Raw genomic sequence first — 17,515 nt, 5'->3', positions numbered from 1 at the left:
TTGCTCAAAAGCTTAATTTATCGAACCGCCAAGATGCCTTTCCTGCGTGAATGCTACGTGCCCATGAGCAACTGGGGTGACAGAATCTTCTTAGCTAAAGTTGGTCTACTCAGCACTGTTTATTGCCGCACTGGAATTACGATCGCAAACTCTGTACCTTTTCCTGGGGAGGAGTTGCAGTGTATTGAACCTCCGTGTTTTTCCACAACAATTTGACGGGCGATCGCTAATCCTAAACCCGTCCCTTTTCCCACAGATTTCGTCGTAAACAAATGGTCAAATATCTTTTGCTTGACTGCTTCATTCATGCCATTAGCATTATCAGCAATCGTTATTTTCACTTGATTATCTTTCAATGAGGTTTGAATTGTAATCTTGTTAGGCTTTTCTTGGATTTCTGCAAAATTCCGCCCAGCATTCGACTCATCCAAGGCATCAATGGCATTAGCTAGGATATTCATAAATACCTGGTTTAATTGTCCAGGAAAACATTCAACTTGAGGCAAATTGCCATAATCGGTTATTACTTCAATTGCTGGACGTAGCTCATTAGCTTTGAGGCGATGTTTGAGAATTAAAATTGTACTTTCAATCCCTTCATGAATTTTAAATGGCACTTTGTAATCTTTATCAGCGCGGGAGAAAGTTCTTAAACTAGTACTGATATTTTTCAGGCGATCGCACGCCATCACCATTGAATCTATTACCTTGGGTAAATCTCCTAAACTATAATCTAAGTCAATTTCTTCTGCATGATCGATAATTTCAGCACCCGGATTAGTAAAACTTTCTTGATAAAGTTTCAAATGTTGCACAACATCAGCAATAGTGGGTTTAGTTTGTTTGAGACTTGCAGCAATAAAGCCCAAAGGATTATTCATTTCATGGGCTACGCCAGCAACTAAATTACCCAGTGCAGACATTTTCTCACTTTGAACAATTTGTAATTGGGCTTGTTGTAATTCTTCTAAGGCTGTTTCGAGTGCTTGAGATTTTTCTGTCACCGCTGATTCAGCTTGTTTGCGATCGCTAATATTAATAGTTGTTGCAACTATGCGATAAACTTTGCCCGCCCGGTCTTTTAATGGACTGAGTGTGGTTAACCACCAACTTTTCTGGTCATGAAATGTTAGACATTCTTCATAGGTGATGGGTATTCCGCTTTGGAAACAACGCAGATGATTTTGAGATACTGCTGCACTTTCATCACCATGTAAATCTTGGGGAGTTTTACCTAGTACTTGGGAAGCAGGTATACCAACTGCTAATTCGCACGATTTACTCCATCCTGTGTACTCAAACTTACCATTATCCCGGACATCAATCACACAGATCAGACAGCCAACACCTTCATAAATACTACTGAGGAACTTTTCTCGTTCCTGGAGATGATTATATAACTGGGCATTTTCCAAAGAAATTGCGGCTTGAGTGCAGAGGAAATTTATAACAGAAAGGCGATCGCTAGTAAATACCCCTTGAGTCAGTTGATTTTCTAGGTAAAGAATCCCTACTAAACGCCCTTGATTAATAATTGGGGTACATAATACACTCTGGGGTTGTGTTCGGTGCATATATTCCCCAATCAACCCAATAATATCTGTTTCACAATTGTCTATAACAACTGTTTGTTGAGTATTTTTGACGTAATTGATGATTTTTGCGGGAATCTCTTGACAAGTAGCGAGTGATTGTGGCTCCAGAATAGTTTGTATTTGGTCATGATTGATAAAGGTAATTGCCCTAACTTGCCAACGATCGCTAGACACTTTCCTCGACAAGGGTTCCCCCCGCACGGCAGTGTCCTCATCTTGGGGAAGAATTAGTACAGCTTTCTTGGCGCCAGAGTTTTCTAGGATAATGTGGGTCAAGCTAGCAATGAGTTGATCTAATTCCAGAGAACTGGAGATAACTTGAGCGGCTTTGAGGACAGAGGTAAAATCTAGTGTATGAGAAATACTAGTGCTGCCAGTGGTAGAAGTGCGAGTAGATGAGGAAGTGCCACGAAAGCTAATAGTTTCTAAGGTATTGAAGTTGATTCGTTGCTGTTGCAGAATTGATTGGAGTAGTTGGGGATAGCGTTTTTCTAGGTCTTCTATTTTGGCTTTTGCACCCCAACGAGCGTAACAGTAGTATGCTTCTTGCATATATGCTTGGGCAACTCTTTCTTTACCCCAATCGAAATAAAATTTGGCTACTAATTCATTGCTAAGTGCTTCTTCTTGGATGTAGCCGTTGGTTTTAGCTAGAGTTATGGCGCGATCGTAATTTTCAAGTGCTTCTGCTTTATTGCCCAAAACTCTTTGTTTTTCAGCCTCAACTAAATGCCATTTATGCAGATGATTTGTGGGAGCATTTTGCGCACAACGGTACAGAGTGGTTTGATGGATTTCTACCTGGGCAAGAATTACGGAAAGTTTAATTTCTGGCTGGGTGGAAAATAGAGCTAGGTGCGTCAGGGCTGCGTAGAAATGGGAAATCGGAACAAAAATCAATCCTGATACTGCAAGTAAATACTTTTTCCCTTCCTCAATGTAAGCGATCGCAGCTTTGTAATCACCAAAAGAATAGGCAAGCAACAATTTGTAGATATACAACTCGGCCATCACCGTGAGTTCATTAGCCTGACGATGTTTGGGAATCATCACCGTTTCATCGTAGATACTGCCGCTCAAACAATCGGGCTGAATTTGGGTTTCCCTAAAGTTCTGTGCCGCCTGTCGCATAATACTCACATAAGTCTGGGCAGAATGTTGCTTCGCCTGAGTTAAGGCGGCGTTGTAGCTTGCTATATCTAATTCCAAATTGCTAAGTTCAGAGCCACTCCAAAATACCGCATAGCTATAACAACATACGTTATAGCCAGCGTGTAAAAAATCACCAGTTTCCATACCAGAGGTAAAACCAGCTTTCAGCAACGGTATCGTTGCCGAGAGAGCTTCTTGGTGATGTTGAATAAAGCCACCAAACAACATGGAAATCGTGGATTTGAATTCCCGCACATTGAACCGATCTAGCAAATTCAATGCCAATTGCCCAAAATCGTAGCCCCCTTCAACCTCTCCCAAAAAGGCACACAGCACCATTCCGTGCAGCGCATACCCCACCGTGGAGGCAGGCGTATTCCCAAACTGAAGCGATAGGCTGACCATTGTGGAGCTAATTAAGGGCAATAAACCCGGCATTCCTTGGAAAACAGGTGCAAACAACATTCCTAACAGTTGCATGGCTGCCTGTGCTTGGGGATCGGTCATCACTGGTAAGTCAGCTAGTTCCTCAATTCGTTTGCCTGCGAGTTGACTAGCAAGCACTTGTAAAGCTTTACCAATCTCAGCATTGTTTGGCTCAATGGGTAGCTCAACCCCCAATTGTTTTAAAGCATCTCTGCCAACTGCGATCGCTTCTAACAGTCTGCTCTGGGCTGTCTGGGCAGCAATTTGAATTTCGTAAATTTTAACTTTGTCTAAAATCGTCTGGGCTGATTGCAACACCTGTACTGCTATCTGTTCCATGCCATCAAAGTCAGCATTTAAGTAGGCGGCTTCGGCAGCGGCAACATAGAGACTCAGGGTTAATTCATATCGATCTTGCCAGCAATTCACTGTGAGCAGCTCAATCCCGGTCTGTAAATAGACTCTGGCCGCAGTGTATGCGGTGGAATTTTTGGCTTTAGCTCCTGCTGCTAAGTTAAGCCGAGCCAAGGCTTCTCGCTCGTTTGTTTGGGCGATCAACTCTTGCCCTAAATTCAAATGGCCGACAATATCAAACAGTTTTTCTTCTTGTTCTATTTGAGAGGAATTTTGTAGAAGTAATTGACCAATTTTGAGATGAGTTGCTTGTTTCTGGTTATCAGGAATTAGAGAATAGGCAGCTTGTTGTACTCTGTCATGTAAAAATCTATATTTGGCTAATTGTTTATTGGTATTCCCAGTTGACAGCGCCAATCTATCGTGATTTTCTCCCTGATAAAATTTATAAACATCACTAATTGGTAAAATCAACCCTTCTTGTAAAGCTTTCCATAAACTAGCAGCTGTTTCAATTTCTGATGACTCCCAAACAATCGCCAAGGTCGCTAAATCAAATTGATTGCCAATGCAAGCGGCTAACTGTAATACATTTTGAGTTGATAGAGGCAATCTTCGTAATTGAAATACCATGAACTTAACAACATCATCTGTCACCGCTTGCTGATTTATTTGGGTGATATCACATTGCCACCCCCCTGTAGCCCCCCCTTGGTCAGGGGGGGTGAATTCAATTAATCCATCTTGGTGTAATGCCTTGAGAAACTGTATGGCAAAAAACGGATTACCTTGAGTTTTCTGAAATACCAATTGAGAAACAGGTAATGCCGAATCTTTTGTACATTTAAGTGTGTCAGTAACTAATTGATTTACTTGCGATTGACTTAGAGGTGCTAAGGTAATCGTATTAATTGTGGCTGCTGTTTTTTGGATATCATTCAAAGTCAACATTAATGGATGTGCTGAATTGACTTCGTTATCACGATAAGCACCAATTAAGAAAAGATGTTTTGTATCAGCCATTAATAACTGTATTAACATCAAAGATGCTGAATCTGCCCATTGCAAATCATCTAAAAACATCACTAATGGATGTTTTTCACTGGTAAAGACTTGGGTAAATTTCTGAAATAATAAATTAAACCGATTTTGGGCGGCAGTTCCTGATAATTCTGTAGCAGGTGGTTGTTGACCAATAATTCTTTCTAATTCGGGGATAACTTCAATAATTACCTGTCCATTATCACCTACAGCTGCTAAAATATTGGTTTTAAATTGCTGGATTTGAGCATCGCTTTCGGTTAATAATTGCCCCATTAAATCGCGGAAGGCTTGCACAAAAGCACTAAAGGGAATATTTCGTTGAAATTGGTCATATTTCCCTTTGATAAAATAACCGCGTTTTTTAACGATTGGTTTATGAACTTCGTTAACTACAACGGTTTTACCAATACCCGAAAAACCAGCCACCAGCATCATTTCTGTCGCGCCTGTACTAACGCGCTCAAATGCTTGCAGTAGAGTTTCTACTTCTGTTTCTCGTCCATAAAGTTTATCAGGGATAATAAAGCGATCGCACAGATCCCGTTGAGCAATTGGGAAATGCTTAATTTCACCAGTTTCTTGGAGTTGAGATAAACAAGTTTCTAAATCAAATTTCAATCCCAATGCAGTTTGATAGCGGTCTTCAGCATTTTTTGCCATCAATTTCATGACAATATCTGACAACACTTGCGGAATCTCTTCATTTTTAACTTCCTGAAGGGATGGTGGAAGTTTTGCTAGATGACAATGTACCAACTCCATTGGATCGTTTGAATGGAACGGTAACTCACCCGTAAGTAGTTCATAAAAAGTGACACCTAAAGAATAGAAATCAGTCCGATAGTCAATCCCCCGATTCATTCTTCCTGTTTGTTCGGGAGAAATATAACCAAGTGTCCCTTCCAAGACATTGGGATTCATCAGTGTTTGAGTTTCCCGTGGTAGTAGGGATGCAATACTAAAGTCAATTAATTTAACTTGTTTGGTGTCTGGATTAATTAAAACATTGGCGGGTTTGATATCTTTATGAATAATCCGATCGCGATACAATATATCTAAGGTGTTGCACAGTGCGATCGCTATTTCTAAAAAGTCCATCAAAGATTCTAGGTTTCGCCCAATTTTCCACTCCCCACTCCCTAATCCCCAATCCTTGAGAGAAATCCCCCCAAAATCTTCCATTACCAACGCATAACCATTTTGATACGGTTCTAGGCTATAGGTTTGGACGATCAGAGGTGAGTTGAGATTCTTCGCTATGGTGTACTGATTACGAAACGACAAAAGTTCGCTGAAACTCGGATAAGGATTTTTCAGCAGTTTGATCGTTACGGGTAATGAGTCAGTCTCTCTATACCCTCGATAAACGATGGTTCTAGAACCATTGTAGAGTTCTTCGCTAACCTGATATCCGGGAATATTGACTCTCGTACTAACCATACTGCTAAATCTTTAAGACTCCAGATATAGTGTTCCCAGATATAAAGCGAACCCGTCGCTCCACAACTTGAAATTTTCAGGATTTAGAGTCAAAGAAAATCGGCGCTAATCCCATCCCTTCTCTATGAGACGCGGTGCGAACAAGGAGTGTCCGAGATTCATACCGGAATTTCAATCGTAAATTCTGTACCCTGACCCAGAACCGAATTAAAACTTAATTTTCCACTGTGGGTTTCTTCAACGATTTGACGAGCGATCGCCAACCCTAATCCTGTGCCTTTACCAACAGCTTTCGTAGTGAACAAATGATCGAATATTTTAAATTTGACTTCTTCACTCATCCCCTTTCCATTATCTGCAATGAAAATTTTAGCTAGATTATTTTCGACTGAGGTTGTAATTGTAATATAGTTAGGATTAGCTTTAATTTCTTCAAAAATGCGTCCCTGATTAGATTCTTCTGATGCATCAATGGCATTCGCTAAAAGATTCATAAATACCTGATTTAATTGACCAGGAAAGCATTCAATTTGAGGCAAGTTACCGTAGTTGGTAACAATTTCAATGGCGGGACGTTGTTCATTTGCCTTGAGACGATGTTTCAAAATTAAAATTGTGCTATCAATACCTTGGTGAATGTCAAATGGCACTTTATAATCTCGATCTGTGCGGGAAAAAGTGCGGAGACTAGTGCTAATATTTTTTAGTCTTTCGCACGCCATAGACATAGAATCAAGCATTTTGGGCAAGTCTTCTAAGGTATATTCCAAGTCTATTTCTTCAGCATGAAGGATAATCTCATCAGTCGGTGATGGTAGACATTCTTCATATAATTTTAAGTGCTCAACAATATCAACGATGCTAGGTTTAGCTTGTTTGAGACTGGCAGCAATAAAACCAAGAGGATTATTCATTTCATGAGCTATACCAGCTACTAAATTACCCAACGCAGACATTTTTTCACTTTGCACTATTTGTAATTGAGCTTGTTGTAAATCAAGTGATTTTTGTTGTAAGGCAAGTTCAGCAAGTTTGCGATCTGTAATATCATCTGCCAGTGAAGCAATTCCAATTAGCTCGCCATCCGCACTCACAAGCGGATTGTTATACCAAGCACAAAAAATAGTTTTACCATCCTTGGTGATATTTTCATTGAGACTGTAATTACCGCCCTGCTGCGATGCAATATCAACGCTAATTTCTTCCATTTGTGCTTGAATCTTTTTAGGAATGATAAATTTGAATCCGCAACCCAAAGCCTCTTGTTTGGTATAGCCAAATATCCTTTCTGCTGCTGGGTTCCAGTCAGTAACGTGATAATTGGTATCCCACTCTATCACTGCCAATGGAGTTTGTTGAACCAATAGTTGGAGTCTTTGCTGAGAAGCTTGGAAGTTAGACTGGGCGGCGCTCAACTCATCAAGCGATCGCTCTAGCTGTTGAGCATTTTCTAGCGATCGCTCATAAAGTCGGGAATTTTCCAAAGAAATTGCCGCTTGAGCGCACAGCAAGTTAAGGAGTTCGATGCGATCGCTGGTAAATGCTCCAGTTGCCAAATTATTTTCGAGATACAACACCCCAAGTAACTTACCCTGATGCAAAATCGGACTGCACAGAATGCTCTTGGGCTGCTGTTGCTGAATATACGGGTCATAAATTAATTGCGGATGCACTGTGGCATCAATAATCACTGCTGATTGGAGGTTGCGTTTGACAGTATTAATTAAGCTAACTGGTACATCAATAGAGTCTTCAAAGGGCTGGGGGTTAGTCAGCGTTGTCGAAAAGTCAACTTTGGTATTTCCATTGTTCTCTAGCCCCAGCTTTGCTAATGCCTGAATCAGTAATTTATCTGACTCCATAAGCATTAATACACACTTCTCGGCTCCGGCATTTTCGATGACGATTCTCAGCAACGATGAAAGCAGTTTTTCTAATTCGATTTCGCCTGAGATCGTTTGGGAAGCCTTGAGAATGGCAGCTAAATCTAAAGCCACAGAGACACTGCTACTGCTCGAACTGGCGGAACTGGTGGATGCGATACTCCCCAATGCGAAGATAGTTTCGTTCTTTGAGAGAGGAGAACGGGTTTGCTGTAATATGGAAGCAAGTAATTGGGGATAGCGTCTTTCCAAGTCAGCAACCTTAGCTTTCGCACCCCAGCGAGCATAGCTATAGTAAGCGTTGATCGTGTATTCCTGGGCAATGCGCTGTTTACCCCAGTCGAGGTAAAATTTTCCGGCTAGTTCATTGGCCAGGGCTTCTTCCTGAATATAACCGTTTTCTTTGGCTCCAATAATGGCGCGATCGTAATGTTCAATTGCTTCGGCTTTATTCCCCAAAACCCGATGTTTTTCTGCCTCAACTAAATACCATTTATGCAGATGATTCATCGGAGCATTTTGCGCCCACTGTTGCAAAGTGGTTTGATGGTTTTTTGCCAAAGACAAAAGTTCGCCTTGCTGCGACTCTGGCTGTGTGGGTAAGAGTGCCAAATACGTCAGGGCTGCATAGAAATGAAAAATGGGAATAAAAATCATCCCTGATACTGCCATTAAATACTGTTTGGCTTGGGCGCTATGTTCTAGGGCAGTCGTGTAATTACCAAAAAAGTATGCCAGCATCAGTTTGTAAGTGTAAGCAAGAGCGATCGCCGAGAGATCCTTGTCCTGATAGTGCTTAGTCAGCATCGCCGTTTCATCGTAGGCAGTGCCAATTAAGCAATCCGGCAGAATACGGGCTTCCCTCAAGTTCTGCACAGTCTGTTGCATCATATCCAAATAAATTTGGGCAGAATGTTGTTTTACCTGCACTAAGACAGCCCTGTAAGTTGCTATTTCCGGTTCCCAAATGTCCAGTTCTACCCCAGCAAAAAATTTGGTAATTAGGCAATTCAGGGAATTATAGCCAGCGTTGAGAAAATCACCTGTTTCCATACCAGTTGCATAGCCATCTTTCATCGTCAACATCGTTGCCATTAGAGATTCCTGATGATGTTGAACCCAAGCCGCAAACAGAACTAGAACTTTACACTTGAATTCCCCGACATTAAATCTGTCAAGCAAGTTCATTGCTAATCGCCCAAAGCTATACCCTGTTTTCACTTCTCCCAAAAAGGCACACAACACCATACTGTGAATCGCATACCCCACCGTCGATCCTGGTGCATTCCCAAACTGAAGTGATAAACTCACCATTGTTGCGCTCAGTATGGGCATTAATCCGGGCATTGCCTGTAGAATCGGTGAAAATAATAATCCTAAGAGTTGCATAGCTGCCTGAGTTTGGCAATCGCTCATTACAGGTAGATCGACTAATTCCTCAATTCCTCTATCACCTTGAAGACTAACTACGGTTTGCAGGGCTTTAGCAATTTTGGCTTCGTCAGGTGCAGTGGGGAGTTCAACCCCTAATTGAAATAGTGCATCTCTTCCGACTGCAATGGCTTCTAATATCTTGCCCTGGGCTGTCTGGGCGACGATTTGAATTTTGTATATTTTTATTTTGTCTAAAATCGTTTCAGCTTCTTGTAACACCAGTGCTGCCATTTTTTCCATGCCATCAAAATCAGCATTCAAATAGGCAACTTCGGTAGCAGCAACATAGAGATTCAGAGTCAATTCATACTGATGTTGCCAGCAGTTGGCTGTCAGTATTTCAATCCCTGTTTGCAAATAAACTCTTGCCGCAGTATAAGCTGTAGAATTTCTCGCCTTCACTCCAGCTTTTAAATTAAGTTGGGCTAAGGCTTCCCGTTCTTGCGGTTGGGCGATTAGCTCAATTCCTTGGTTTAAATGCCTGACAATATCAAACAGTTTTTCTTCCAGATATACTTCTGAGGAACTGTGCAGTAGTAATTTTCCAATTTTGAGGTGAGTTGCTTGTTTTTGGTCATCGGGAATCAGGGAATAAGCAGCTTGTTGAACGCGATCGTGCAAAAACCGATAAGTAGAATTAGCTGCTGCATGAGAAACTGATATTGTATCCGATTGTGTAAAAAACTTATAGATTTCCGTAGTGGGAATAATCAAGCCTGACTGCAAAGATTTCCATAATGCTCTGGCTGCAACTTCTGCCGAATTCTCACTAGCTGTTGCCAATGTATCCAAATCAAACTCCGCTCCAATACAAGCAGCTAACTTCAGTATTGCCTGAGTTTCTTCGGGTAACTTCTGCAATTGTAGCCCCATAAACTCGACGACATCATCGGTAATTGCTAAACTTCTGACTTGAGCAACATCACATTGCCAATGTCCGATATTCCAATCAAAGGTAATCACCTGCTCGTCATGTAGTGCCTTGAGAAACTGTGTGGCAAAAAAGGGATTACCTTTGGTTTTTTGATAGACCAATTGTGTCAAAGGTTGAGCGAGGATCGGATGACAATTTAGGGTATCCGCTACCAATTGATTCATATCCACTAGACTTAACCCTTGCAGCGTCATCGTATTGACAACTGCCCCAGTTTTGACGATCTCATCCACGGTGAGGATGAACGGGTGAGTTCGTGACACTTCATTATCCCGATACGCACCCAAGAGTAATAAATGTCCTGTTTCTTCGATCAACAATTGCAGCAATTTTAGTGATGCTGAATCTGCCCACTGTAAGTCATCCAAAAACATGACTAAAGGATGTTCAATGCTAGTGAAGACTTGCACAAACTTTTGAAATAAGAGATTAAAGCGATTTTGGGCGGCACTTCCTGATAGTTCTGTTGCTGGTAACTGTTTACCAATGATGCGTTCTAACTCAGGAATCACATCAATCAAGACTTGTCCATTGTCTCCCACTACTGCTAAAATCTGAGTCTTCCATGTTTGCACTTGTGTACCCGATTCCGAGAGCAATTGACCCATTAAGTCGCGGAAGGCTTGCACAAATGCGCTGAAAGGAATGTTGCGTTGAAATTGGTCATATTTGCCTTTGATAAAATAACCGCGCTGACGGACAATGGGTTTATGAACTTCGTTGACAACGGCGGTTTTACCAATTCCCGAAAACCCAGCTACCAGCATCATTTCTGTTGCACCAAGACTGACTCGCTCAAATGCTTGGAGTAGGTTTTCTACTTCGGTTTCTCGTCCATAGAGCCTATCCGGGATGAGGAAGCGATCGCACACATCCCGTTGCCCAATTTCAAAACTTTCAATCTTACCATCAACTTCTAACTGATGTAAACAATTTTCTAAATCGAACTTCAGCCCCAATGCACTTTGATATCTGGATTCGGCATTTTTTGCCATCAATTTACTGACAATCTCCGAGAGTACAAATGGGATTTGTGGGTTAATGTCATGTACTAGGGGTGGAAGTTTTGCAATATGACAATGCACCAATTCCATCGGCTCGTTTGAAACAAATGGTAATTCTCCCGTAAGTAATTCATAAAAACTGACGCCTAGAGAATAAAAATCAGTTCGGTAGTCAATCCCCCGATTCATTCTTCCTGTTTGTTCGGGGGAAATATAAGTAAGTGTCCCTTCTAATACATTAGGATTGATTATTGTCTGCGTTTCTTGTGGTAGCAAAGATGCAATACTAAAGTCAATTAATTTAACTTGTTTGGTTTGGGGATTAATTAAAATATTGGCGGGTTTGATATCTTTATGAATAATCCGCTCTCGGTAGAGTACATCTAAGGTATTGCAGAGAGCGATCGCAATTTCTAAAAACTCTTGTAGAGACGAGATATATCGCCTTTCTATAGAGGTGAAATAATCTTTGAGAGAAATCCCCCCAAAGTCTTCCATTACCAGCGCATAGCCATTCTGATAGGCTTGGAGACTGTAGCTTTGGACGATTAGCGGTGAGTTGAGATTTTTCGCAATGGTGTATTGATTGCGAAAAGACAAGAGTTCGCTGAAACTGGGATAGGGATTTTTCAGCAGTTTAATTACTACAGGTAAGGAATCAGTCTCTCGATACCCTCGATAAACTAAGGTTCTGGAACCATTGTATAGTTCTTCACTGATGCGATATCCGGGAATATTGACTAAAGTGCTAACCATACAGCGCTCATCTTTAAAATTTCCAGATTTAGTATTCCCAGATATCTGAAGCTGTTTAACAACTAAAGCAAAAATTATACCGGAATTTCAACGATAAATTCTGTACCTTCACTGAGAACAGAGTTGCAACTCAATTTTCCACCGTGGGTTGATTCAACAATTTGACGAGCGATCGCGAGTCCTAACCCCGTTCCTTTTCCGACAGCTTTTGTCGTAAATAAATGGTCAAATATTTTTGATTTGACTTGTTCATTCATCCCCTGACCATTATCAGCAATGACAATTTTAACTAGATTATTTTCAACTGAGGTTGTAATTGTAATCCAGTTAGGATGAGCTTGATTTTCTTCAAAAGAGCGTCCCTGATTAGATTCATCTAATGCATCAATAGCGTTGGCAATAAGGTTCATAAATACCTGATTTAATTGACCAGGAAAACATTCTAATTGAGGTAAATCACCGTAATTTGTGATAATTTCAATGGCAGGACGTTGTTCATTTGCCTTCAGACGATGTTTAAGAATGAGAATGGTGCTATCAATGCCTTGGTGGATGTTAAATGGTACTTTGTAGTCTCGATCGGCACGAGAGAAAGTACGTAAACTGGTGCTGATGTTTTTGAGGCGATCGCACGCCATAGACATAGAATCAATCATCTTGGGCAAGTCTGATAAACTATAATCTAAGTCAATTTCCTCAGCATGGTCTGTAATTTCATCTCCGGGAGTAGGAAACTTTTGTTCGTATAGTTTCAAGTGTTCGATAAGATCGGTAAACGTTGGTTTGGCTTGTTTGAGACTAGCAGCAATAAAACCCAAAGGATTATTCATTTCATGAGCCACCCCTGCGACTAAGTTACCCAATGCAGACATCTTTTCACTTTGCACTATTTGTAATTGAGCGCCCTGGAGTTCTTGTAAAGCTGCTTCTAGCTGTTGGGCATATTCTAGCGATCGCTCATAAAGTCGAGCATTTTCCAGAGAAATTGCCGCTTGAGCGCAGAGTAAATTCAGCAGTTCGACGCGATCGCTCGTGAACGCCCCCGTCGCTAAATTATTTTCTAGATATAAAATGCCCATTAACTTGCTCTGATGCAAAATCGGGCTGCACAAGATACTATAAGGCTGCTGACGAATGATATACGGGTCATTGGCTAAAGTCGGATCGATCGTCGCATCAACCAGCACAAGAGTCTGCCTGTCGTGCAAGACTTTGTAAATCAGCTTTAGAGGAATGTCCTGGCTGTCCTCAATGGGAAGGCGCTGCAACACGACTGGCTCTGAACCCAGAGTAATTGACCCTTTAATCAGCAAGCGTTCACCTTTGGTGTCGCGTAGCGAATCGGATCGCACGAGCATTAACACGCATTTATTAGCCCCCGCATTTTCGATGAGGATTGAAAGCAACGATGAAAGCAGTTTGGACAGTTCGATTTCGCTAGAAAGAGTTTGGGAAACTTCGAGAATAGCAGCTAAATCTAAAGTAGCAGAGATGCTGCTACTGCTGGAAGTGAGAGAACTGGTGGAGGTACTCCCCAATGAGAAGATAGTTTCGTAAGTGGAGAGGGGAGAACGAGTTTGCTGGAGGATGGGGGCGAGAAGTTGCCGATAGCATCGCTCCAAGTCAGCGACTTTGGCTTTTGCACCCCAACGAGCGTAGGCATAGTAAGCGTTCGTCATGTATTCCCCAGCTATGCGCTCTTTGCCCCAATCTAGGTAAAATTTTGCTGCCAGTTCGTTAGCAAGTGCTTCTTCTTGCATATATTTGTTAGCTTTGGCTAGAGTTATCGCCTTGTCGTATAACTCGATTGCTTCGGCTTTTTGTCCTAACACTCGACATTTTTCCGCCTCTACCAAATCAACCTTATGTTGATAATTCATGGGTGCATGATACGCCCATTGCTGTAACTTGGTTTGGTTTTCTATTACACTCTGCAATGCTTCTGATGCTTCATCTAACTGTGGATTTAATTGTGCCAAAGTTAGCAGAGAATCATAAAGATAAAATACTGGTTCGCTGACTAATCCTGCACCAGCCATAAAATAGCGCCTGACTTCAATAGCATGATTTTTCGCTGGCTCAATTTCTCCAAACAAGAAACAAAGCATCAGTTTATACAAATGGAAAATATACAATCCATATCCATCATTAGCAGACTGTAGCTGCTGGAGAAATTCCGTTTCTTCAAGGGCTTTCCCAGATAAAAGGGTGGTATGTTCTGCAAGACCTAGCAGATTTAAAACAGGTTGCCAATAAATCCGGCAATAATTTGCGGTTGTCAATTGATTTAATTGCATCAAACTATAACAGTAGGCGCAAATATCCTGTTCTAAGGTAGCCAGGGGTTGACTGCACCAAAAAGAATTGAGGCAAAAAGTGTGCCCATTATATCCAGCAAGTACTAGGTTTCCAAATTCTAGGGCACTGGTGTAACCCTCTTGCAAGAGGGGTAGTGTTTCTTTAATGTGAGATTTGCGGGGTACAATAAATATCCCCAAGATCATCAAAACATCTGTTTTACTTGCTTTGGCATCGAGTTTTGAAATAATCTGGAGTGCCAGGGAACCAAACTGCGATCCTGTATCTATTTGTAAGAAATTGCAGAGAATATTGCCATAGGTTGCATAGCCTAAAGCAGAAGTCGATGTGTTACCGTACTGAATTGATATTTTAACGGACAAACTATTCAGCAATGGGTACAGCGCAGAGCCAGTGAGGTAAGCGGCTGGGATAATGATATTGACAATTTTAAGAGTAGCGAGTTTTTCTGCATCTGTCATTTCAGGCAAGTGAACCAAATCAGCGATTTCCCGATCTCCAATGAGTTCCTCAATCTGTTGGATTTCCTGTTGAATATCTGATGGTGTCGGTGTTTCAGGAAAGGTGACACCAAGCTGTTGTAAGATTGGTTGGGCGATCGCGATCGCTGATGTCAGTTTACTTTGGGAAATATGAGATTGAATTCTAATGCAGTAAACATTGACTTTTTCAGGTAAGGAGCGTGCCTGTTGAATAACAATATCAATAAACTGTTCTGTCGCCTCAAAGTTACCATTTAGCATTGCCACTTCCGCAGCTAATTCATACAAGGCGAGGGTCATTTCATACTGCTGCTGCCAAGTATTTTCTTCTAACAAAGACAATCCCACTGTGACATATTCACGCGCTGCTTGATAGGCGGTTGAACTTTTGGCTTTGCGACAGGCAATTAAATTGAGCCCAGCTAATTCTTCTCGTTCTGTTGGTTGGGTAATTAAAACAGTTCCGTGATTTAATTGATTGACGATTTCAAAAATACGGTCAACTCTAGCTTGTGCGGAAATCTGTTGCAGCAGCAGTTGGCCGATTTGGTAATGAGTCGCCTGTTTTTGGTCGTTGGGAATTAGGGAATAGGCTGCTTGTTGAACGCGATCGTGCAAAAATTTGTATGTAACAGTCTCTTGACTTTGCGGTGTATGTGCAATTTCTTGCCCAATATAAAATTTATAAATATCACCTTTCGGTAAAATCAACCCTTCTTGTAATGCTTTCCACAAATCCGCCGCCGTTTCTATTTCTGATTGTTCTGAAACAATTGCCAAAGTTGCTAAATCAAACTGATTCCCAATACAAGCAGCTAACTGCAAGACCTGTTGAGTTGATTGTGGCAGTTTTCGCAATTGAAATGCCATAAAAGCAACAACGTCATCTGTAAGTGCTTCTTGCTTCACTTGGGCTATATCACATTGCCAACAGCTTGATTCAAAATCAAATTGAATTAATCCATCTTGATGCAATGCTTTGAGAAACTGGGTGGCAAAAAACGGATTTCCTTGAGTTTTTTGAAAGACTAATTGAGAAAGGGGTAATGCCAAAGTTTCTGGGCATTTCAGTGTATCAGCAACTAGCTGATTTAATTTTATATGATTCAGTGGTGCTAAAGTAATTGTATTAATCGTGAAGAGTTCTTTTTGAATTTCACTCAAAGTTAACATTAATGGGTGTGCTGGATTAACTTCGTTATCACGGTACGCACCAATTAATAAAAGATGCTTTGTATCAGCCATTAATAGCTGAATTAAGTTCAGTGATGCCGAATCTGCCCATTGCAAATCATCTAAAAACATCACTAAGGGATGTTCAGCACTGGTAAAGAGTTGGGTAAATTTTTTAAATAATAAATTAAATCGATTTTGCGCCGCCGTTCCTGATAATTCTATAGTGGGTGGTTGTTCGCCAATAATTCTTGATAATTCGGGGATAACTTCAATAATTACTTGTCCATTTTCTCCAAGAGCCTCTAATATTTGGTTTCTCCATTGCTGAATCTGTGCATCGCTTTCAGTTAACAATTGCCCCATTAAATCTCGAAAGGCTTGCACAAATGCACTGAAGGGAATATTCCGTTGAAATTGGTCGTATTTCCCTTTGATAAAATAACCCCGTTGTCGCACAATTGGTTTATGAACTTCGTTGACAACCGCAGTTTTTCCAATACCCGAAAACCCAGCTACCAGCATCATTTCTGTTGCACCAAGGCTAACTCTTTCAAATGCTTGCAATAGAGCTGATACTTCGGCTTCTCGTCCATAGAGTTTGTCAGGGATAATGAAGCGATCGCAAACATCCCTAAGCCCAATTTCAAAGCTTTTAATTATACCAGAAACGTGTAGTTGATGTAAACAATTTTCTAAATCAAACTTCAGTCCCAATGCACTTTGATATCTGGATTCGGCATTTTTTGCCATCAATTTACTGACAATATCACAAAGTACTTGGGGAATCTCTTCTCTATTACCTAAAAGTGGTGGAAGTTTTGCAATATGAGAATGTACCAACTCCATCGGATCGTTTGATTCAAATGGTAAAACTCCACTGAGTAATTCGTAAAAAGTTACACCCAATGAATAAAAATCAGTTCGGTAGTCAATCCCCCGATTCATTCTGCCGGTTTGTTCTGGGGATATATAACTAAGTGTCCCTTCTAAGACATTGGGATTTACCAGTGTTTGCGTTTCTCGTGGTAGTAAAGATGCAATACTAAAGTCAATTAATTTAACTTGTTTGGTTTCGGGGTTAATTAAAATATTGGCAGGTTTAATATCTTTATGAATAATCCGCTCCCGATACAATATATCTAAGGTATTGCACAGTGCGATCGCTATTTCTAAAAACTCTTGTAGAGACGAGATATATTGCCTTTCTATAGAGGTGAAATAATCTTTGAGAGAAATTCCCCCAAAGTCTTCCATTACCAGCGCATAGCCATTCTGATAGGCTTGGAGACTGTAGCTTTGGACGATTAGCGGTGAGTTGAGATTTTTCGCAATGGTGTATTGATTGCGAAAAGACAAAAGTTCGCTGAAGCTGGGATAAGGATTTTTCAGCAGTTTGATCGTTACAGGTAATGAGTCAGTCTCTCGATACCCTCGATAAACTAGGGTTCTGGAACCATTGTAAAGTTCTTCGCTAACCTTGTATCCAGGAATATTTACAAAAGTGCTAACCATGCTG

At 41.0% G+C, this 17,515-nt stretch carries 3 protein-coding genes; all 3 read right to left on the bottom strand.

Annotation, left to right across the window (positions count from 1 at the left end; translation table 11 throughout):
- Window positions 1–119: 119 nt before the first annotated feature.
- The 3 genes from AC1F2U_RS05135 to AC1F2U_RS05125 all read right to left on the bottom strand — a co-directional run bounded on the left by AC1F2U_RS05135 (window position 120) and on the right by AC1F2U_RS05125 (window position 17,511).
- Window positions 120–6,011 (bottom strand): AAA family ATPase, encoded by a 5,892-nt coding sequence (locus AC1F2U_RS05135; protein ID WP_480260118.1) that lies wholly within the window; start codon window positions 6,009–6,011, stop codon window positions 120–122.
- A 158-nt stretch (window positions 6,012–6,169) separates the two neighbouring features.
- Window positions 6,170–12,022: a trifunctional serine/threonine-protein kinase/ATP-binding protein/sensor histidine kinase gene (locus AC1F2U_RS05130; protein ID WP_480260117.1), complete on the bottom strand. Its 5,853-nt coding sequence runs from the start codon at window positions 12,020–12,022 to the stop codon at window positions 6,170–6,172.
- A 74-nt stretch (window positions 12,023–12,096) separates the two neighbouring features.
- On the bottom strand, window positions 12,097–17,511 hold the full coding sequence (locus tag AC1F2U_RS05125) for a trifunctional serine/threonine-protein kinase/ATP-binding protein/sensor histidine kinase (RefSeq protein WP_480260116.1): 5,415 nt from the start codon (window positions 17,509–17,511) through the stop codon (window positions 12,097–12,099).
- Window positions 17,512–17,515: the final 4 nt, after the last annotated feature.

Source organism: Nostoc sp. LEGE 12454 (assembly GCF_056620565.1).
This window is presented reverse-complemented; position numbering and strand designations above follow the sequence as displayed.